Annotated in this window: 18 protein-coding genes; 5 read left to right on the top strand and 13 right to left on the bottom strand. The window is 74.7% G+C overall.

Annotated features, from left to right (window positions below):
* Window positions 1-228 precede the first annotated feature (228 nt).
* The 3 genes from I003_RS0112080 to I003_RS0112070 are packed head-to-tail and all read right to left on the bottom strand — an operon-like array spanning window position 229 to window position 2,106.
* Window positions 229-1,005 carry a DUF3710 domain-containing protein gene (locus tag I003_RS0112080; protein ID WP_027771775.1) on the bottom strand — a complete coding sequence of 259 codons (777 nt, stop codon included), beginning with the start codon at window positions 1,003-1,005 and terminating at the stop codon, window positions 229-231.
* Between the two features lies 1 nt (window position 1,006).
* Entirely contained in the window at window positions 1,007-1,528 is a 522-nt protein-coding gene (dut, locus tag I003_RS0112075; RefSeq protein WP_027771774.1) for a dUTP diphosphatase, read from the bottom strand.
* Window positions 1,525-2,106, bottom strand: a complete 582-nt coding sequence (locus I003_RS0112070; RefSeq protein ID WP_486584187.1) for a PaaI family thioesterase — start codon at window positions 2,104-2,106, stop codon at window positions 1,525-1,527. Before I003_RS0112070 ends, dut begins: the two co-directional genes overlap by 4 nt.
* A gap of 70 nt (window positions 2,107-2,176) precedes the next feature.
* Between I003_RS0112070 and I003_RS0112065 the strand changes: the two genes are divergently transcribed.
* A complete protein-coding gene (locus I003_RS0112065) occupies window positions 2,177-2,629 on the top strand; it encodes a DUF3093 domain-containing protein (RefSeq protein WP_027771772.1) in 453 nt (150 codons plus the stop codon).
* A 31-nt stretch (window positions 2,630-2,660) separates the two neighbouring features.
* Here I003_RS0112065 and I003_RS31985 read toward each other — a convergent pair whose 3' ends face one another.
* The 4 genes from I003_RS31985 to I003_RS0112045 all read right to left on the bottom strand — a co-directional run bounded on the left by I003_RS31985 (window position 2,661) and on the right by I003_RS0112045 (window position 6,044).
* Window positions 2,661-3,446 carry a hypothetical protein gene (locus tag I003_RS31985; RefSeq protein WP_486584186.1) on the bottom strand — a complete coding sequence of 262 codons (786 nt, stop codon included), beginning with the start codon at window positions 3,444-3,446 and terminating at the stop codon, window positions 2,661-2,663.
* 8 nt (window positions 3,447-3,454) lie between these two features.
* Window positions 3,455-3,754 (bottom strand): DUF4193 domain-containing protein, encoded by a 300-nt coding sequence (locus I003_RS0112055; protein WP_018838171.1) that lies wholly within the window; start codon window positions 3,752-3,754, stop codon window positions 3,455-3,457.
* A 316-nt stretch (window positions 3,755-4,070) separates the two neighbouring features.
* Complete coding sequence (locus I003_RS0112050; RefSeq protein ID WP_051368200.1) at window positions 4,071-5,342, bottom strand: sensor histidine kinase; 1,272 nt, start codon at window positions 5,340-5,342, stop codon at window positions 4,071-4,073.
* Between the two features lie 48 nt (window positions 5,343-5,390).
* Window positions 5,391-6,044 carry a response regulator transcription factor gene (locus I003_RS0112045; RefSeq protein WP_027771770.1) on the bottom strand — a complete coding sequence of 218 codons (654 nt, stop codon included), beginning with the start codon at window positions 6,042-6,044 and terminating at the stop codon, window positions 5,391-5,393.
* Window positions 6,045-6,337: 293 nt separating this feature from the next.
* Here I003_RS0112045 and I003_RS36415 point away from each other — a divergent pair, with 293 nt between their 5' ends.
* Window positions 6,338-6,514, top strand: a complete 177-nt coding sequence (locus tag I003_RS36415; RefSeq protein ID WP_199784283.1) for a hypothetical protein — start codon at window positions 6,338-6,340, stop codon at window positions 6,512-6,514.
* 160 nt (window positions 6,515-6,674) lie between these two features.
* Here the strand turns inward: I003_RS36415 and I003_RS0112035 are convergent, their stop codons facing one another.
* Window positions 6,675-7,499, bottom strand: a complete 825-nt coding sequence (locus tag I003_RS0112035) for an inositol monophosphatase family protein (RefSeq protein WP_027771769.1) — start codon at window positions 7,497-7,499, stop codon at window positions 6,675-6,677.
* Between the two features lie 55 nt (window positions 7,500-7,554).
* A complete protein-coding gene (locus I003_RS0112030; protein WP_027771768.1) occupies window positions 7,555-8,670 on the bottom strand; it encodes a ferrochelatase in 1,116 nt (371 codons plus the stop codon).
* A 151-nt stretch (window positions 8,671-8,821) separates the two neighbouring features.
* On the opposite strand from I003_RS0112030, the gene I003_RS0112025 reads away from it, so the two are divergent.
* Both I003_RS0112025 and sepH read left to right on the top strand, forming a co-directional pair.
* Entirely contained in the window at window positions 8,822-10,153 is a 1,332-nt protein-coding gene (locus I003_RS0112025; RefSeq protein ID WP_027771767.1) for a D-arabinono-1,4-lactone oxidase, read from the top strand.
* 406 nt (window positions 10,154-10,559) lie between these two features.
* On the top strand, window positions 10,560-11,630 hold the full coding sequence (gene sepH, locus I003_RS0112020; protein WP_027771766.1) for a septation protein SepH: 1,071 nt from the start codon (window positions 10,560-10,562) through the stop codon (window positions 11,628-11,630).
* Window positions 11,631-11,753: 123 nt separating this feature from the next.
* Here sepH and I003_RS0112015 read toward each other — a convergent pair whose 3' ends face one another.
* A complete protein-coding gene (locus tag I003_RS0112015; protein ID WP_027771765.1) occupies window positions 11,754-12,581 on the bottom strand; it encodes a sulfurtransferase in 828 nt (275 codons plus the stop codon).
* 249 nt (window positions 12,582-12,830) lie between these two features.
* On the opposite strand from I003_RS0112015, the gene I003_RS0112010 reads away from it, so the two are divergent.
* On the top strand, window positions 12,831-13,547 hold the full coding sequence (locus tag I003_RS0112010) for a VOC family protein (RefSeq protein ID WP_027771764.1): 717 nt from the start codon (window positions 12,831-12,833) through the stop codon (window positions 13,545-13,547).
* Window positions 13,548-13,579: 32 nt separating this feature from the next.
* On the opposite strand, the gene I003_RS0112005 is transcribed toward I003_RS0112010, so the two are convergent.
* The 3 genes from I003_RS0112005 to I003_RS0111995 all read right to left on the bottom strand — a co-directional run bounded on the left by I003_RS0112005 (window position 13,580) and on the right by I003_RS0111995 (window position 18,543).
* Complete coding sequence (locus I003_RS0112005; protein ID WP_027771763.1) at window positions 13,580-14,794, bottom strand: alkaline phosphatase family protein; 1,215 nt, start codon at window positions 14,792-14,794, stop codon at window positions 13,580-13,582.
* The gene (locus tag I003_RS0112000) at window positions 14,794-15,384 is read right to left on the bottom strand and encodes a DUF5998 family protein (protein ID WP_027771762.1); all 591 of its coding nucleotides are present in this window, start codon (window positions 15,382-15,384) and stop codon (window positions 14,794-14,796) included. Before I003_RS0112000 ends, I003_RS0112005 begins: the two co-directional genes overlap by 1 nt.
* 174 nt (window positions 15,385-15,558) lie before the next feature.
* Window positions 15,559-18,543 carry a GNAT family N-acetyltransferase gene (locus I003_RS0111995; RefSeq protein ID WP_027771761.1) on the bottom strand — a complete coding sequence of 995 codons (2,985 nt, stop codon included), beginning with the start codon at window positions 18,541-18,543 and terminating at the stop codon, window positions 15,559-15,561.
* Window positions 18,544-18,607 lie beyond the last annotated feature (64 nt).

Genomic DNA, 18,607 nt, shown 5'->3' with positions numbered 1-18,607 from the left:
CGCCCCGGCAGGCGGCACACCGGACCGGGTACGCCCGTACCGCAGGACCGGGCCGCTGCACGGCGACGGCAGGACGGGGCGGGCCGCGCCTGGCAGGCCCGGACGCGTGCCCCGCTGGGCCCGGCCGGCGCCACGACCCGGCGCCCGCTGCGCCCCACGCAGCACGGCGGCGGGCCGGGTCGTCACGACCCGGCCCGCCGCCGTTTCCTCCACGTCCGCGCGGAGCGCTCAGCGCACCTCGGTGATCTCCGGGCCGCGCGCCAGCGAGTCGATGCCGCCCGCGAACCGCGAGCCCTCGCTCGCCTCGTCCTGCTGCACCCCGTCCGGCACCATCTGCGCGTCCGTCGGCAACTGCAGCACGATCGGGTCGCGCGGCGCCATCGGGCCGTCCCCGCGTACGACCACCGTCTCGCGGAAGATCTTCTCCAGCACCCCCGCCGCCTGCGGCTGGACCGCGGCGTGGCCGGAGATCACCCCGCGCAGGAACCACCGCGGGCCGTCGCAGCCGACGAACCGCACGACCTGCATGCCGCTCTTGCCGTCCGGCAGCTTGACCGGCACCTGCGCGCGCAGCTCCCAGCCGAGGGTGTCCTTGCGCTCGTCGATGATGCCGCCCTGTTTGGTGATGCCGTTGGCGATCTCGGCGCGGACCTCGCCCCAGATGCCCTCGTTCTTCGGGGCGGCGAAGCCCTGCAACTGGATCGCGCTGTCCCGCAGCACCACGGTCGCGGCGACGATCGACTCGCCCGCCACCTCGACGCGCAGCTCCATGCCCTCGACCCCGGGGACGAGCAGCCCGCCGAGGTCCACCCGGCCGCGGGTGGCGTCCTCGACCTCACTGATGTCCCACGGCCCGTCGGGGCGCTCCTCGGGGGGCAGCGCGTACCTGCGCTCCTCCCCGTCCGCCGGCTCGTCCTGCGCCGACTCCCCGGCGTCCTCGGCGGTCACGCCGTCGGCGAGCTTGTCGACGGGCTCCTGCTGCCCCTTGCGACGACGTCCGAACACGTCACTGTCCTTCCCGGTCGGCAATGACCGAAGCGTATCCATGAACGGCCCGCCGGTCCCCGAGGGAGGCGTGCCCTCCGGTCGACCCGTGCCCGCCCTCGCCCCTGGCGGAGCCGGGGAGCTCGGCCACCTCGTGGAAGCGGGCCTTCTCCACTTGCTGGATCACCATCTGGGCGATCCGGTCGAAACGCTCGAAGCGCACCGCGCGGCGCGGGTCGAGGTTGACCACGTTCACCTTGATCTCCCCACGGTACCCGGCATCCACCGTCCCGGGGGCGTTCACGAGCGTCACGCCGCAGCGGGCCGCGAGCCCGGAGCGCGGCTGGACGAATGCCGCGTAGCCGTCCGGCAGCGCGAGGGCGATGCCGGTGGGCAGGATGACGCGCTCGCCGGGGGGCAGCTCCGCGGGCCGGGTGGTGACGAGGTCGACGCCGGCGTCGCCCGGGTGCGCGTACGCCGGGATCGGCACCTCGGGGTCGACGCGGCGGATCAGCACGTCCACCGGCTCCCGCCCGGCCGTCACGGGTTCACCTCGAAGGCGCGGGCCCGCCTGACCTGGTCGGGGTCGGACATCGCGGCCTGGATCTCGCGATCCCGGCCGTGCTGGACGAAGTGGTCCACCTTGACCTCCACGAAAAGGGCGTCGGCGCGTACGGCCACCGGGCCGTCGGGACTGTCGAGGCGGCCGGTGGCGGTGGAGTAGATCTTGCGGCCCGCGACCGCGCGGGCGCGGGCGGCCAGGTGCAACGTGGTACCCACCGGCACCGGGCGCAGGAAGTCGGTCTCCAGCCGGCCGGTCACCGTGATCGTGCGCAGCAGCCAGTTCAGCGCGCCCAGCGTCTCGTCGAGCGCGGAGGCGAGCACCCCGCCGTGGGCCAGGCCGGGGGCACCCTGGTGGGCGGCCCTGACGGTGAACTCCGCGGTCACGCTCACGCCCTCGCCCGCCCGCGCGGCCAGGTGCAGGCCGTGCTCCTGGCCACCGCCGCAGCCGAAGCACTGGTCGTAGTGGGGGCCGAGGAGCAGGCCCGGCGCCGGGGCGTCCGGGTGCCGCACGGGTTCCGCGGCGCCGGGCGGCGGGGTCAGCTTGTCACTTGCAGTCACGCGGCCAGAGCCTACCTGCGCGCCCGGCCCGCGGCCGAGCCGCGTGCGGCGGCCGTGGGAGGCTGGGGCCATGGAGAGGACGCAGAGCTACGACGAGCGGCTGAGCGCGCCGCGGTCCTGGTGGGGTCTGGCGGTGGGCGCGGGGGTGTGCCTGGCGCTGGTGCTGACGCCGTTCGGGACGCTGCCGCTGCTCGCCGGGCTCGCCGGCGGGACGGCGCTGGCGGCGGTGGGGGTCAGCTCGTACGGCTCGGCGCGGATCCGCGTCGTCGCGGGGAAGCTCGTCACGGACGACGCCCGGATCCCGCTCACGGCGCTGGGTGAGGCGCACGTGCTGGACGCGGAGGAGGCGCGGGCCTGGCGTACGCACAAGGCGGACACCCGCGCGTACATGCTGCTGCGGGGGTACATCCCGACGGCGGTGCGGGTGGAGGTCACGGATCCGGAGGATCCGACGCCGTATCTCTACCTGTCCACGCGGGACCCGGAACGGCTGGCCGCGGCGCTGCGGTCGGCCGCCGGCTGACGACCGGACGCGGCCGTGGGTCTTCCGGGCGCTAGGCCGGCGGCAGCGCGGGCGGGGCGCCCTTCGCCAGTTCGCCGCCCCCGGCCCTCCCGGGGCCCGTGAGGCCCCCGGAGCCCCCGGACGTCACCGGCCCGGCGCCGGTGGGCGAGAGCGCGTCCCAGGGGACCTGGCGGGCGCGCAGGTCGTCGCGGACACGCTCGGCGAGCTTGCCGGTGTCCCTGCGGTTCATCAGCGCACCGGCGGCCGCGCCCATGAGGAAGGGGGCGAGGCTCGGCAGGTTCCGCACGGTGCGCCTGAGGACCTGCTGCCGCAGCCGGCGGCGCATGGGGCCGCCGAGTACGGCGTCGAAGCTGAGCGTGCCCATGAGCCCGGCGGCGTCGATGCCGCGCTCCTCGGTCCAGGCGCCGAGATACGCCATGGCCCGCTGCCGCGCCGGGCCCGCCGCCCGTACCCCGTACACCTCGTGCAGCTCGGCGATCAGCTTCAGCTCTATCGAGGCCACCGCGACGATCTCGGCGGCCAGTTCTGCCGGCATGGCTGGCGGCGCGGGCATCATCGCGACCGCTCCGATGCCCGCGCCGACCGTGGCGCTCCCCTTGACGGCTCCGGCGGTCAGCCGGTCGGCGATCTCCTCCGGGCCGAGCCCGGGGAACTGCCGGCGCAGCGTCGCCAGGTCGCGGACCGGGACGCGCGGCGCGGTCTGCACGATGGCGTCCGCCACCCGCTCCAGCGCCGCCCGGACGCGCCGGTCAGGGCGCGCCCGCTGCAGGATCCCGGTCTTCGGCCCGGCGGAACCGGAGCCGGCCGTGGGGGCCACGGCCGGCCTCAGGCCGCGCAGTCGCGGCAGATCGGCTGGCCGTTCTTCTCGGCGGCCAACTGGCTGCGGTGGTGCACCAGGAAGCAGCTCATGCAGGTGAACTCGTCCTCCTGGCGGGGCAGGACCCGCACGGACAGCTCCTCATTGGAGAGGTCCGCACCGGGCAGCTCCAGCCCTTCGTTCTGCTCGAACTCGTCGACGTCGACGGCGGCGGCCGACTTGTCGCTGCGCCGCGCCTTCAGCTCTTCGATGCTGTCTTCGTTGACGTCGTCGTCTGTCTTGCGTGGGGTGTCGTAGTCCGTTGCCATTCTCGCTCTCCCCCTCCGGGTGGTCAGTGAGTCTCCAGCGCACGTAACGCATGAGAGGCCGGTCTTGTGCCCGACCCGAAGCGGAGATTTTGCCTCACATCAAGGTCTGTTACTCGATCGACACCCAGCCGCCCCCCACAGGGGTGATCGCGGCCGGATGGCGAAAGGGACCATACGCGGTCCCGCGCCCTTCTCGTGCACGCCACCCCGTGTACTTCCCGTGACCGCATCCTGGGGAAACGCGGATCTTACGGGCTTTTCCCCGAATACTGCGATGACGCGGTGCACACGACCGGGATGGCCGTAATGTGACGTATCACACAGTCTGCATGGGCAGGGCGACGCGAATCACCAGGCCCCCGCCTTCGCGCGGCTGTGCGGTCACCGTCCCGCCGTGCGCGCGAATGACGGATCTCACAATGGACAGCCCCAGTCCTACCCCCTTGTCGCTGCCCGTACGCTCCGTCCGCAGCCGCCGGAACGGCTCGAAAAGGTTGTCCACCTCGTAGGCGGGGACGACCGGTCCGGTGTTGGCGACGGTCAGGACGGCGACCCCGGGCCGCGCCTCCGTCGCCACCTCGACCCAGCCGCCCTCGGGAACGTTGTACCGCACGGCGTTCTGCACCAGGTTCAGCCCCACCCGCTCCAGCAGTACCCCGTTTCCCTGCACGTACGCGGGCTTGCGCACCCCGCGCAGCTCGATGCCCCTGGTCTGCGCCTCCCCGCGGATCTGGTCCAGCGCCTGGGAGGCCACCTCGGCGAGGTCCACGGGCTTTCTGTCGACGATCTCGTTCTCGCTCCTGGCGAGCAGCAGCAGGCCCTCCACCAGCAGCTCGCTGCGCTCGTTGGTGGCCAGCAGGGTCTTGCCGAGCTGGTGCAGCTCGGGGGACGCCTCCGGGTCGGAGAGCTGCACCTCCAGCAGGGTGCGGTTGATCGCCAGCGGGGTGCGCAGCTCGTGCGAGGCGTTGGCGACGAAGCGCTGCTGGGCGTTGAACGCCCGGTCGAGGCGGTCGAGCATGTCGTCGAAGGTGTCGGCCAGCTCCTTCAGCTCGTCGTCGGGGCCGTCCAGCTCGATGCGCTTGTGCAGGTCGGAGCCGGCCACGCTGCGGGCGGTGCGGGTGATGCGGCCGAGCGGCGAGAGCACCCGGCCGGCGACGACGTAGCCGAAGGCGAAGGCCAGGACCGTCATCCCCAGGAGCGCGAGCAGCGACTTGCGCAGCAGGGAGTCCAGGGCGAGCTGGCGCTTGCGCTCGATGCAGGCTTCGAGGATGGCGTTGAACTGGTCGTAGGTCCGGGCGTCCGAGACCTCCGGACACGGCCCGCTGGTCACCTCCACCGAGCCGCTGCTGCTCTCCAGCAGCTTGAACGGGGTGGCGAAGCTGTCCAGGGCGGTGGCGGCCAGCAGATAGATGATGGCCAGCAGCACCATGCCGGCCATCAGGAACATCCCGCCGTAGATCAGCGTGAGCCGTATCCGGATGGTCGGGCGCAGCCAGTACGGCGCCGCGGCCTCCCGGGGGTCCCAGGTGGGCTTGGGCGGGGTGCCGGCGGGCAGCGCGTCGGACGCGGAGCGTCTGTTGTCGTCCATGGGGCCATCCGTCGGGTGCGTGGGGGTGCGTCAGGGGGCGTCAGAGCGTCAGATGCGGTAGCCCGAGCCGGGCACCGTGATGATCACGGGGGGTTCGCCGAGCTTGCGGCGCAGCGTCATGACGGTGACGCGTACGACGTTGGTGAACGGGTCGGTGTTCTCGTCCCACGCCTTCTCCAGGAGCTGCTCCGCGGAGACCACGCCGCCCTCGGCGCGCATCAGCACCTCCAGCACCGCGAACTCCTTCGGCGCGAGCTGCACCAGCCGCCCGTCCCGGTAGACCTCCCGGCGGCCGGGGTCGACCTTGATCCCGGACCGCTCCAGCACCGGGGGCAGCGCCTGCGTGCTGCGCCGGCCGAGGGCGCGGACCCGCGCCGTGAGTTCGCTGAAGGCGAACGGCTTGGGCAGATAGTCGTCGGCGCCCAGCTCCAGTCCCTCGACGCGGTCGCGGACGTCCCCCGCGGCGGTCAGCATCAGCACGCGGGTGGGCAGGCCCAGATCGACGACCTTGCTGCACACGTCGTCGCCGTGGACCAGCGGCAGGTCGCGGTCGAGCACCACGACGTCGTAGTCGTTGAGCTCGATGCGGTCGATGGCCGCCGCACCGTCGTAGACGACGTCCACGGCCATCGCCTCCCGGCGCAGACCGGTGGCCACCGCGTCGGCGAGCAGCTGCTCGTCCTCGACGACGAGTACGCGCACGGCGGAGTCCCTTCTCGTAGTGCGTGGGGGCACGGCTCGATGCCGCGGAACAGCTCCATCCTGCCTGCAATGGGCGTAAACCGGTGGTAAGCAGCCGGGCACCCAAAGATTCTGCGGATCCGATGTTTCCACCCGTGGCGCTGCGGGGAGGACGATTCCACACCCGCCGATCACGTTTCCCAGCCTCCTTTCCCGGCATGGCACACAGGCTGTAGCCGGAAGGACGGTCTCCGTGATCTGACCCGTCGGCACACCCCCAAGTGCCTCGACCCGACGACGAGGGGGCGCACACAATGGACGCTTTCACCGCTGGCATTCTGCAGCGCATCAAGAAGGCCGAGAACGAGCTGGACCGCGCCCGCAAGGAAGGCGACGACTTCGGTGTCGAGGTCGAGCAGGAGGAGCTGGACGACCTGCGCCGGCTCGCCGCCGACCACGGCGTCGAGGTCGGCGCACGCTCCGGAGTCTGACCCGCCCGGCGACCACACCGCCCCGGCACCCCGAGGGTGCCGGGGCGCCGCATGTCCCCGGAGGTGTCCGGAGGCGGCGGCGCGGGGGTTCCGGCGTCCGGGCGGACCGTGACGCCCCGCGGGGCGGGCGGGTCTGCGGGGCGGGGCGTGGCCGGAGCCGTCAGTCGTGCCAGGCGCCCAGCTCGTCCAGCAGTCGCTGCAGCGGCTCGAAGAGTCCCGGCACCGCGGCGACGGTCAGGTCCCCGTCCGGCTTCCCGCCCGGCCGGGAGCCGGTCAGCGCGCCGCCCTCGCGGGCGATGAGGTCTCCCGCGGCCAGGTCCCACGGGTTCAGACCGCGCTCGTAGTACCCGTCGAGCCGGCCGCAGGCCACGTCGCACAGGTCGATCGCCGCCGATCCGCCGCGGCGGATGTCGCGTACCCGGGGGATGAGCCGGCGGGCCACCTCTGCCTGGTGCACGCGGACGTCGTGGACGTAGTTGAAGCCGGTGGAGACCAGCGCCTGGTCCATCGGCGGGGTGGGCCGGCAGCGGGCCGGTGCGCCGTTGACGAAGGCGCCGCCGCCGCGTACGGCGTGGTACGTCTCGCCGCGTACCGGCGCGGCCACCACCCCGGCGACGGCCTCGCCCGCGTACTCCGCGGCGATGCTGACGGACCAGTCCGGCCGCCCGTAGAGATAGTTCACGGTGCCGTCGATCGGGTCGACGACCCAGCGCACGCCGCTGGAGCCGGCCCTGCTCGCGCCCTCCTCGCCCAGGATCCCGTCGGCGGGCCGGCGCTCGGCGAGGAAGCCGGTGATCAGCTTCTCGGCCGCGTAGTCCATCTCCGTGACGACGTCGATGGCGCTCGACTTCGTCGCGGCCACGCCGAGGTCGGCGGGCCGCCGGTCGCGCAGCAGCTCGCCCGCACGGCGCGCGGCCTCCAGCGCCACGGCCAGCAGCTCGTCGAGCGGCGGGACGGCGGACTCGGGGCGGTGCTCGTCGGTCACGGTGCTCCTCGGGTGCGGGGGCGGGTGCTGCGGGCGGCGGTCCGGCCGGCGCCCGTCAGTCGGCGCCCGCGGTCGCGGGCCGGAGCGTACGGGCCGGGCAGCAGCCCGCGGGGCAGACGTCGTGGCTCGGCCCCAGCGCGCCCATCGCGACGCGCTCGACCTGCTCCCCGCGCTCGGTCGCGGCCCGCTCCAGGACCAGCTCCCGCAGCGTCGCGACGAACGCCGGCCGCGCCCCGACCGTCGCCGACCGCACCACGGGCAGGCCCAGCTCCGCCGCCTTCGCCGCCGCCTCGGTGTCGAGGTCGTACATGACCTCCATGTGGTCCGAGACGAAGCCGACCGGCACCATCACCACGGCGGGCGCCCCGGCGGCGTGCACCTCTTCGAGGTGGTCGCAGATGTCCGGCTCCAGCCACGGGACGTGCGGCGCGCCGCTGCGCGACTGGTAGACGAGCCGCCAGGGCCGCACCACGCCCGTGCTCACCGCCACGACGTCCGCGATCAGCCTGGCGACGTCCCTGTGCTGGGCCACGTACGCGCCGCCGTCGCCGTGGTCCGCGGGGGGTCCCGAGGTGTCGGCGGACGCGGTGGGGATGGAGTGGGTGGTGAACGCCAGGTGGGCACCGTCGCGTACGTCCTCGGGCAGCCGCTCCAGCGCGGCCTCCACGCCGGCGACCATGTCGCGGACGAAGCCGGGGGCGTTGAAGTAGTGCCGCAGCTTGTCGACGCGCGGCGGCTCCATGCCCTCCGCGGCGAGCACGGCCAGCGACTCGGCCAGGTTCTCGCGGTACTGCCGGCAGCCCGAGTACGAGGCGTACGCGCTGGTGACCAGCGCCAGCACCCGCCGGTACCCGGCCCGCGTCATCTCCCGCAGGGTGTCGGTGAGGTACGGGGCCCAGTTGCGGTTCCCCCAGTGGACGGGGAGGTCGAGGCCGGCGTCGGAGAAGTCCTTGCGCAGGGCCGCGAGCAGCGCGCGGTTCTGGGCGTTGATGGGGCTCACGCCGTCGAAGAGGAAGTAGTGCCTGCCCACCTCCTCCAGCCGCTCGCGCGGGATGCCCCGGCCCCGGGTGACGTTCTCCAGGAACGGAACGACATCGTCCGGGCCCTCCGGGCCGCCGAAGGAGAGCAGGAGGAGGGCGTCGTAGGGCTGGGCGGACGGCACGTCTGACATGTCTTCGATCCTGCCATGCGCCGGCTCCCGGCCCGAGTCGGGCACCGGCGTCGGACCGGTCCGTACGCGCGAGTATCATCCCTGTCCTACCGGGGGCGGAGAGCGGGGACGAAGGGCCGCACGAGGGGCCCGTTCAGCGGATGGACGGCGGATGCATCAGGTGACCAGCACGAGGGCCGCGGGGGCCTGGCGCAACTGGGCGGGCACCGTGGCCGCGCGCCCCGCGCGCACCGTCAGCCCCTCCACCACCGCGGAGGTCGCCGACGCCGTACGGGCCGCCGCCGAGGACGGCCTGAAGGTCAAGGCCGTCGGCACGGGCCACTCCTTCACCGCCGCCGCGGCCACCGGCGGGCTCATGATCCGCCCGGAGCGGCTCGTCGGCATCCACGAGATCGACCGCGAGGCGGGCACCGTCACCGTCGCCGCGGGCACCCCGCTGCACCAGCTCAACCTCGCCCTCGCCGCCGCCGGTCTCTCGCTGACCAACATGGGCGACATCATGGAGCAGACGGTCTCCGGCGCCACCGCCACCGGAACCCACGGCACCGGCCGCTCCTCCGCCTCCCTGGCCGCCCAGATCACCGCGCTGGAACTGGTGACGGCCGACGGCCGGGCGCGTACGTACACGGCGGCGGACACCGGCGAGGACGCGGCGGTCTTCGCCGCCGCCCGGCTCGGCGTCGGCGCGCTGGGCGTGGTCACGTCGCTGACCTTCGCGGTGGAGCCGCTCTTTCTGCTCACCGCGCGGGAAGAGCCGATGGCGCTCGCCGACGTCCTTGCGTCCTTCGACGAACTGGCCGAGGTCAACGAGCACTTCGAGTTCTACTGGTTCCCGCACACCGGCCGCTGCAACACCAAGCGCAACAACCGCAGCGAGGGCCCGGCGCGTCCCCTGGGGCGGATCAGCGGGTGGATCGACGACGAACTGCTCTCCAACGGTGTCTTCCGCGCGGCCTGCGCGGTGGGGCGGGCCGTGCCCGCCGCGATCCCGGGCATCGCGGCGGTCTCCAGCCGTGCGCTGTCGGCGCGCACGTACACGGACATCCCGCACAAGGTCTTCACCAGCCCGCGGCGGGTGCGCTTCGTGGAGATGGAGTACGCGCTGCCGCGCACGGCGGCCGTGTCCGCGATCCGGGAGCTGAAGGCGATGGTCGACCGGTCGGGGCTGCGGATCAGCTTCCCGGTGGAGGTACGGGTGGCTCCCGCGGACGACATCCCGCTGTCGACGGCGTCGGGGCGGGACACGGCGTACGTCGCGGTGCACCTGTACCGCGGGACGCCGCACCAGGCGTACTTCACGGCGGTGGAGCGGATCATGACGGCGCACGGCGGCCGGCCGCACTGGGGGAAGCTGCACAGCAGGGACGCGGAGTATCTGGCGGGCGTGTACCCGCGGTTCGGTGATTTCACCGCGGTACGGGACCGTCTGGACCCCGGCCGGATGTTCGGGAACGACTACCTGCGGCGGGTGTTGGGGGACTGAGCGCCCGGGGCCGCCGGCGTCTGTCCTGCACCGCCGCGGTCCTGGACCCGTGAGTTCCGATTCCGGGGATTCTGTGAGGCAACCGCCCCTCTTGATCGAACCGGGGCGCAACAGGCAGACTCAACTGCCGTGCAACGTTCGGCGATCGGTGGCGCGCCGGTCCACCCGCATGGCTCGAATGGAGTACTGTGGGCGAGCCAGTGCTCCGGTGTCCGTCCGACGGCGGCGATCACGGCCGCTGCGTTGCAAATGCGTAACCGTGTCATAACGGCGCATCGGGTTCCAAGACCCGACACGCCGGGCAACTCAGCAATGTTGTGGCAGGCTGCACCCGGGCAGGCCACACTCGACTAGCGGAAAGAGCAGCGACGCACCGAACGTCGGCAGGCACCACCGGGAGGTTCCCATGCCCGAACTGCGTGTCGTGGCGGTCAGTAACGACGGCACACGGCTGGTGCTGAAGGCTGCGGACAGTACGGAGTACACCCTTCCGATTGACGAGCGTCTGCGCGCCGCGGTGCGCAACGACCGTGCGCGGCTCGGCCAGATCGAGATCGAGGTCGAGAACCACCTGCGCCCCCGCGACATCCAGGCCCGGATACGAGCCGGAGCGTCCGCGGAGGAGGTCGCCGCGCTCGCCGGGATCCCCGTCGACCGTGTGCGGCGCTTCGAGGGCCCGGTGCTGGCGGAGCGCGCGTTCATGGCCGAGCGGGCCCGCAAGACGCCCCTGCGGCGGCCGGGCGAGAGCGCCGGTCCGGCGCTGGGCGAGGCGGTCGCCGAGCGGCTGATGATGCGCGGTGCCGAGAAGGACTCCGCACGGTGGGACTCCTGGCGCCGGGACGACGGCACCTGGGAGGTGCTGCTCGTCTACCGCGTCGCGGGTGAGCCGCACAGCGCCGGCTGGACGTACGACCCGCCGCGCCGGCTCGTCCAGCCCGTCGACGACGAGGCGCGGGCACTGATCGGCGAGGCCGACGCGTCGCCGGAGCCGAGCCTGCCGTTCGTGCCCAAGATCGCGCGGCTGCCCCGGAGTCCGGAGCGGCCGGCCGACGGCGGGCGCGGGGACAGGGACGGCTCCGGTGAGGACCGGGACTCCCTGACCAGCCTGCTGGAGGCGGTGCCGAGCTTCCGGGGCGACCTGGTCGTGCCGGACCAGCCCGCGGCGTCCGACGCGCCTGCCGCGGCGGCCGGTTCCGCGACCAAGCCGGGTCCGGTCCACGGCCCGGTGCCGGGGCCGCCGCCGGAGGAGGAGCCCGAGCAGCCCGCGGTGGAGGAGGAGCCTCCGGCGCCCGCGGCGAGCGCGGGTTCCGCGTACGCGGACGTGCTGATGCCGCGGAGCGTCTCGGCGCACCGGGAGCGGCTGACCGGGCAGACGGACCGGCAGGCCGAGGCCGACGGCGTGCGGCCCGGCCGGCGCGCCGCGGTGCCGAGCTGGGACGAGATCGTCTTCGGCAGCAGGCGCAAGAAGCCGGAATAGCCGTGCGATCGGGCGCGGTTCGCACGGATGCGTCCGTACGAACCGCGCCCGCCCGCCGGCGGCCCTCCCGTGGACGCCGGACCCCGCCCGTTACCCGGGAGCGGGCCCGCGGCGCCCGGCCCGTCAGCCGGGCTCCGGGCCCGTCGCGACCTCGCGTGACGGGTCCGCCACCCACTCCGACCACGAACCCGGGTACAGCGCCGCGGGGATGCCCGCGAGCGTGAGGGCCAGCACCTCCTGGGCCGCGGAGACACCCGAGCCGCAGTACACCCCGACCTCGGTGCCCGGCGCGGCCCCGAGGGCGCGGAAGCGCGCCGCCAGGTCGGCGGCGGGCAGGAACGTCCCCCCGGCGCTCAGGTTCTCCGTCGTGGGCGCCGAGACCGCGCCGGGGATATGGCCCGCCACCGGGTCGACCGGCTCCGTCTCGCCGCGGTAGCGCTCCGCCGCGCGGGCGTCGAACAGCACGCCGCGGCGGGCGAGTCCGGCGGCCTCCTCGGCGGTGAGCACCGGCAGCGCGCCCGGCTCCGGCGTGAAGTCCCCCGCGCCGTCCGGGGGCGCCGTGCGGGAGAGTTCGCCGGGCCAGGCGGCCAGGCCGCCGTCGAGGACGCGGACGTCGGGGTGGCCGGTGTAGCGCAGCAGCCACCAGCAGCGCGCGGCGGACCAGCCCTGCCCGTCGTCGTACACGACCACGGGCCGGTCTCCGCTGACACCCGCGCGGCGCATGGCGGCGCCGAACACGCCGAGGTCGGGCAGCGGATGGCGGCCCCCGGGCCCGGGCGGGGCGGCCAGTTCGGCGTCGAGGTCGACGTAGGCGGCGCCGGGGATGTGGCCCGCGTCGTACGCGGGACGTCCGGGCGGGCCGCCGAGCGTGTAGCGCACGTCGAGCACGACCGGCGGTCGCGGGCCCGCCAGGTCGCCGGCGAGGTCGGTTCCGGAGATGATGGCATCCATGGAGGCCATCTTGGCGCAGAGTCGCGCCGGGTTCCCGGACCCGGCCCGCCCCACAGGAAGGCGAACATCCCCCGGCGAGAGGGACATTTCTTCAGATCGATCGGCGCAGAGGGGGCGCACTGCGGCACGGGGGATGAAAATATCTGCGGGGGCGTCACCGGAACGTCACCTACCGCCACCTTCCGATGGTCAGAGAGGGCTGCCATGTCCGAAGGAGCGATCCCCGGCGCGCCGGGCACACCGTGCTGGGTGAGCCTGATGGTGCACGGGCTGGAGAAAACCGAGGAGTTCTACCGGGGCCTGTTCGGCTGGGTCTTCGAAGAGGGCCCGCGCACGCTGGGCACGTACCGGCTCGCGTACCTCGACGGCGTCCAGGTCGCCGGCATCGGCGCGATGGCGCCGGAGCGCAGGCTGCCGGTGGCCTGGACGCCGTACCTGGCGACCGACGACGCCGACGCGGCCACCGAGCAGGTGCGTTGCTGCGGCGGGACGGTGGGGGTGGGGCCGCTGGAGGCCGACGCGGCCGGCCGCAAGGCGATCTGCTCGGACCCCGCGGGGGCGGTGTTCGGGCTGTGGCAGCCGCGGCAGCCCCCGGAGGCGGAGCGGCGGGCACGGCCGGGCACGGCGGTCTGGAACGACCTGCTGGTGGCCGAGCCGACGATGATCGCGAAGTTCTACGAGCTGGTCTTCGGCTACGACGTGCGTTCGGAGGGCGACACCGCGACACTCCACGTCGGCGACAGGCCCGTGGCGTCGGTCCTCGCCGCGGACGACGACAGCCTGCGCGAGACCGGGCCGCACTGGACGACGCACTTCGAAGTCGCCGACGTGGACGCCGCCGTGGCGCGCGCGGTCAAGCTGGGCGGGCGGCCGGTGCGAGAGCCGTACGAGACGGCGGCGGGGCGGAGGGCGGACGTCGCGGACCTGGAGGGCGCGCGGTTCACCCTGGTGAGCTCGCCGCGGTAGCCGGGAGGGCGGTCCTTCCGCCCGGCCCGCGTTCAGGAGCGTACGGTCAGCAACGGAACCAGTTGTTCCGCCGGGGTCAGCGAGCCGTGCATGCCGGCGAGGGCGGACTCCTTGGGCTCGTTGCGGGTGGCGACGATCGCGATGTCGTCGGCCGCGGCGACGATGACGTCCCCAAGCCGGTCCCGGACCCGCTCGTCGACCTTCGGCCCGAACCAGCCCAGCGCGACGGCCTCGTCGCGGCTCGCCACCCAGGCGCGCTCCCCCAGCACCTCGCGCCAGACGGTGAGCACGTCGGCCGCGGCGCCCGGGGCGGCGTACACGTGCCGGGCGCGGCCCTCGCCGCCGAGGAGCCGGACGCCGGCGCGCAGCTCCCAGTCCTCGTCGACGTCGTAGCGGGCGTCGTCGGTGAAGGGGATGTCCACCATGCCGTGGTCGGAGGTGACGTAGAGCACGGCACGCGGCGGCAGTTGCTCGGCGAGGCGGCGGGCGAGGCGGTCGGCGTAGCCGAGCTGGCCGCGCCAGGCGTCGGAGTCGACGCCGTGGCGGTGGCCGTTGCCGTCGACCTCGCTGTAGTACGTGTAGACGAGCGTGCGGTCGGCGGCGGCGAGCTGCTCCGCGGCGAGGTCCATGCGCTCCTCCCCCGACAGCCGGCCGTGGAAGGTGCCGCCGCTGAGCGCGATCGTCGTCAGCGGGGTGGACTCGAAGGCGGGCGAGGAGACCTGCGCGGTGTGCACCCCCGCCTCGTGGGCGAGTTGGAAGACGGTGGGGTACGGCTGCCACGCGCGCGGCGGCGTCCAGGGCCGCCAGCGCAACTGGTTCATCAGCTCGCCGGTCCGGGGGTCGCGCACCGAGTAGCCCGGCAGGCCGTGGACGCCGGGCGGCAGGCCGGTGCCCACGGAGGCGAGCGAGGTGGCGGTGGTGGCGGGGAAGCCGGCGGTCAGCGGCGCGCCGGTGGCCAGCCCGTGCAGGAACGGCGCGTCCAGGGGGTGGGCGAGCAACTGCTCCCAGCCGAGGCCGTCGATGAGGAACACGCAGACCCGGTCGGCCGGTTCGACCCCGGCGAGGGACGGCGCGAAGCCGGGGACGCCGAGGCCGGCGGCGGCGGTGGGCAGCAGGTCGGCCAGGGAGCCGGTGCCGTAGCGGGGGGCGGGCGCGGCGGCGGGGTCGAGCGGTGCGGGCCAGTGCTCGGCTGCCGGCGGCGCGCCGTCCCGTCTGCCGTCGCCCGGTGTCTCCCCCGTCGCCGCCATCAGGCTTCGGGGCCGGCGGCGGTGGCCTCGGAGAGCGCCTGGGCGAAGTCCAGGGCCTGCCGCACCGTCTCGGGGCCGTCGCCCGCCTCGCTGACGCGCAGGCTCAGATCGTCGGCGGTGGCCGAGCCGGTGTAGCCGTGGTCGGCGTCGCAGTTGGGGTCGCCGCAGGTGGCGGGCTCCATGTCGAGCCGGCTGACGGCGCCCCAGCCCACGGTCAGGACGACCTCGCGGGGCAGCGTGCCCGCGGTGTACGACTCGGGGTTGCCGACGACGCGGCTGAGGACGACCGAGGAGATCCGGGCGAGCTTGACGGACTCGGTGGAGGTGGTGGCGTACGGCGTCGGGGACGTGGTGTCCGCGGCCTGCTCGTCGGTGTGGCTGACGATGAAGCGGCTGTCGGTGAGCACGAGCACGGTGACGTGGCGCCGGACCTCGTTGGCGTCGAACGTCGTCTCCTGGTGGACCAGGTACGCGGACACCGGCTCCCCGCCGACGGCGGCCTCCACCGCCTCCGCCACGAGGGCGGGGTAGTAGCCGCTGCGCTCGATCGCCGCGCGCAGCCCCTTGGTCGCGGTCCCGGTCTTCGCCATGTGCCCATCCTACGGCCCGCAGGGGCCGCCCCGGTCCGCCGTCGCGAGGCTCGGGGGGCGGACGGGGCCCACGGGGCGCCGCGCGGGCCGCTCCGGCAGGGAGGGGACCCGGCATCCGGGCCGGTCGGCAGCCGCGACCCGGCGGCGCCCGCGGGGTGGGGCGGCGGGGCGGCGTCAGTAGCGGGTCATGCGGCGGGCACCGAGATCGATGCGGGGCGGCGGCGGGGCCAGCCGCAGGGCGGCGGACAGCACGCTGACGCCGCGGGGGGCCACCACGACCGGGGACAGCTCGGCGGAGACCACCTCGGGGTGCTCGTCGACGAAGAGCGAGAGCCGCAGCAGCAGCTCCTCCAGAGCCGCGGTGTCCACCGGCTGCGCACCGCGCCAGCCGAAGAGCAGCGGGGCACCGCGGATGGCGCGGATCAGCTCGGCGACGTCACGGTCGGTGGCGGGCACCAGCCGGTGCGCGAGGTCGCCGAGGAGTTCGGAGGGGGCGCCGGCCAGGCCGAAGGAGAGCACCGCGCCGACGCCGGGGTCGACGGTGGCCCGGACGACGGTGTCGACGCCGCGCGGGGCCATGGCCTGCACCACGGGCTGCAGCTCGGCGGCGGCGCCGAGGGTGCCGGTCAGCTCGGCGTGCGCCAGGCGCAACTGCTCCTCTCCGGCGAGGTCGAGTCGCACGCCGCCGAGGTCGGGACGGTGCCGCAGGTGGACGGCGGTGGTCTTGAGCGCCACGGGATAGCCCAGCCGGGCGGCGGCGACCGCGGCGGCGTCCGGGTCGGGGGCGGGCAGCGCGGGCAGCACGGTGATCCCGTACCGGCCGAGCACGCGCACGGCGTCCTGCTCGGGGACGTCGAGGGGCACGCCTTCCGCGTACGAACCGGGCGGCGCGGAGGCGTGCCGGGGCGTACCCGCCGCCGTGCCGGCGGCGGCGCTCGGCCCGCCCCCGTCGTCAGGGCCGCCGGCTCCGGGCGGCGCCGTGCCGGGCCGGCCTGCCGCACCGGGTCCGCCTCCCGGCGCCCGTCCGTCCTGCGTGCCTTCGCCCTGCGCCCGCCGTGCGCCTTCCGGCGCCCAGTCCGGCGGGACGGCGTCGCCGCCGCCCTCCGCCGGGCCCCGCTCCCCCAGCAGCCCGGCGATGTCCGCGGACGCCCCCGCCGGGTCCAGGTCCTCGTACTCCGGCACCCGCCCCGGGTCCGCCGCGCGCCGGCGCCACTGGGCGTACCGCACCGCCTGTGCCAGGGCACGGGCCGCCCGCTCCCCCGCCGGGTAGGCCGGGATGCCGTACGGCGGGGCCGCCAGGGCGCCGGGCAGGCCCTCGATCTCCAGGTGGACGACGGCCACCGGTTTCGTCGCGCCGTCCGCCGCCGCCCGCAGCGCATCCGCGAGGGCCCCCGCATCCTGCGGACCGGGCACCGCCGCGAGCGCGGGCACGTCGGGATCGGCCACCCAGGGGATCGCCGTCACCAGCACCGCGTCGCAGCCGTCCTCCGCCAGCGCGCCCGCGACGGCCGCCCGGAAGTCCTCCGGCGCCGCGGCGGCGGTCAGGTCGCGCGGGGGCAGCGGGCGCAGCCCGGCGGCGCGGCAGGCGTCGTACGCGAGGAGGCCGAGGGAGTCGGAGTTGCCGACGATCGCGACCCGCGGCCCGGCGGGCAGCGGCTGGGCGACGAGCAGCAGCCCGGTATCGACGAGTTCGGTGACGGTGTCGACGGCGACGACGCCGGCCTGGCGCAGCAGCGCGCCGACGGTCTCGGCGGGCACCGACGTGCCGGGCACGGCGTGGCCGGGCGGCGTGCTGGCGCTGTGCCGGGCGCCCTTGACGACCACGACCGGCTTCACCGCCGAGGTACGGCGGGCGAGGCGGGTGAACTTGCGCGGGTTGCCGAGGGATTCGAGGTACATGAGGACGACGTCGGTGGCGCCGTCGTCGTGCCAGTACTGCAGCAGGTCGTTGCCGGAGACGTCGGCGCGGTTGCCCGCGGAGACGAACGTGGACACCCCGGCGAGCGCCGCGCCCGGCCGCCGGTGCAGCCCGGACAGCAGCGCGATGCCGATGGCGCCGGACTGGGTGAAGACGCCGACCCGGCCGCTGCCGGCGGGCTCGGGGGCGAGGGTGGCGTTCAGGCGTACCGGCGGGGCGGTGTTGAGGATGCCGAAGGCGTTGGGGCCGATGACCCGCATGCCGTGGCCACGGGCCTGCCGGACCAGGTCGCGCTGGCGCGCGCGGCCCGCGGCGCCGGCCTCGGCGTAGCCGGAGGAGAGCACGACGAGCCCCTGGACGCCCTGTTCGCCGCAGTCGTCGACGACGCCGGGGACGCGGGCGGCGGGCACGGCGACCACGGCCAGGTCGACGGGCTCGTCGATGTCGCGTACGGAGCGGCGGGCGGGGACGTCCTCGGGCAGAAGCGTCTCCTGATCCGCGGGATAGGCGTGGTTGACGGCGTAGAGGCGGCCGGTGAAGCCGGCCGCGAGGAGGTTGCCGAGGACGGTGCGGCCGACGCCGCCGGGGCGGCGGCCGACGCCGATCACGGCGACGGAGCGCGGGGCCAGCAGCCGCTGGACGGAGCGGGCCTCGGCGCGCTGCTCGCGGGCGTGCATGACGGCGAGCGACCGCTCGGTGGGCTCCAGCTCGAACTCCAGCCGCACCAGGCCGTCCTCGAAGCTGCGCTTCTGCGTGTAGCCGGCGTCCGTGAACACTTTGATCATGCGGCTGTTGGCGGGCAGTACCTCGGCGACGAAGCGGCGCACGCCGCGCTCGCGGGCGCAGGCGGCGATGTGCTCCAGCAGCGCGGAGGCCACGCCGCGGCCCTGCTGGTCGTCCTGGACGAGGAACGCCACCTCGGCCTGCGTGGCGCCGTCCGCAGCCGGCTCGATGCGGTCGTAGCGCACGGTCGCGATGAAGGCGTCGCCGACGACGGCGGCCAGGCCCACCCGGTCGACGTAGTCGTGGTGGGTGAACCGGTGCACGTCCTTGGCCGAGAGCTGGGGATGCGGGGCGAAGAAGCGCAGGTACTTGGACTCGTCGGAGACCCGGTCGAAGAACGCGACGAGCCGGTCGGCGTCGTCCGGGACGATAGGCCTGACCTGTGCGGTGCCGCCGTCGCGCAGCACGACGTCGGCCTCCCAGTGGGTGGGGTACTCGGGTGCCGACGGGGTGGCCATGGCGCCCAGGTTACGGTCCGCGCACGCTGGCGACAGCGGGCACGGCAGGGCAGTCTGAGGTGAA

The sequence above is a fragment of the Streptomyces sp. CNQ329 genome, assembly GCF_000482585.1.
The sequence above is the reverse complement of the archived record's forward strand: the minus strand, read 5'-3'. Positions and strand labels throughout refer to the sequence as shown.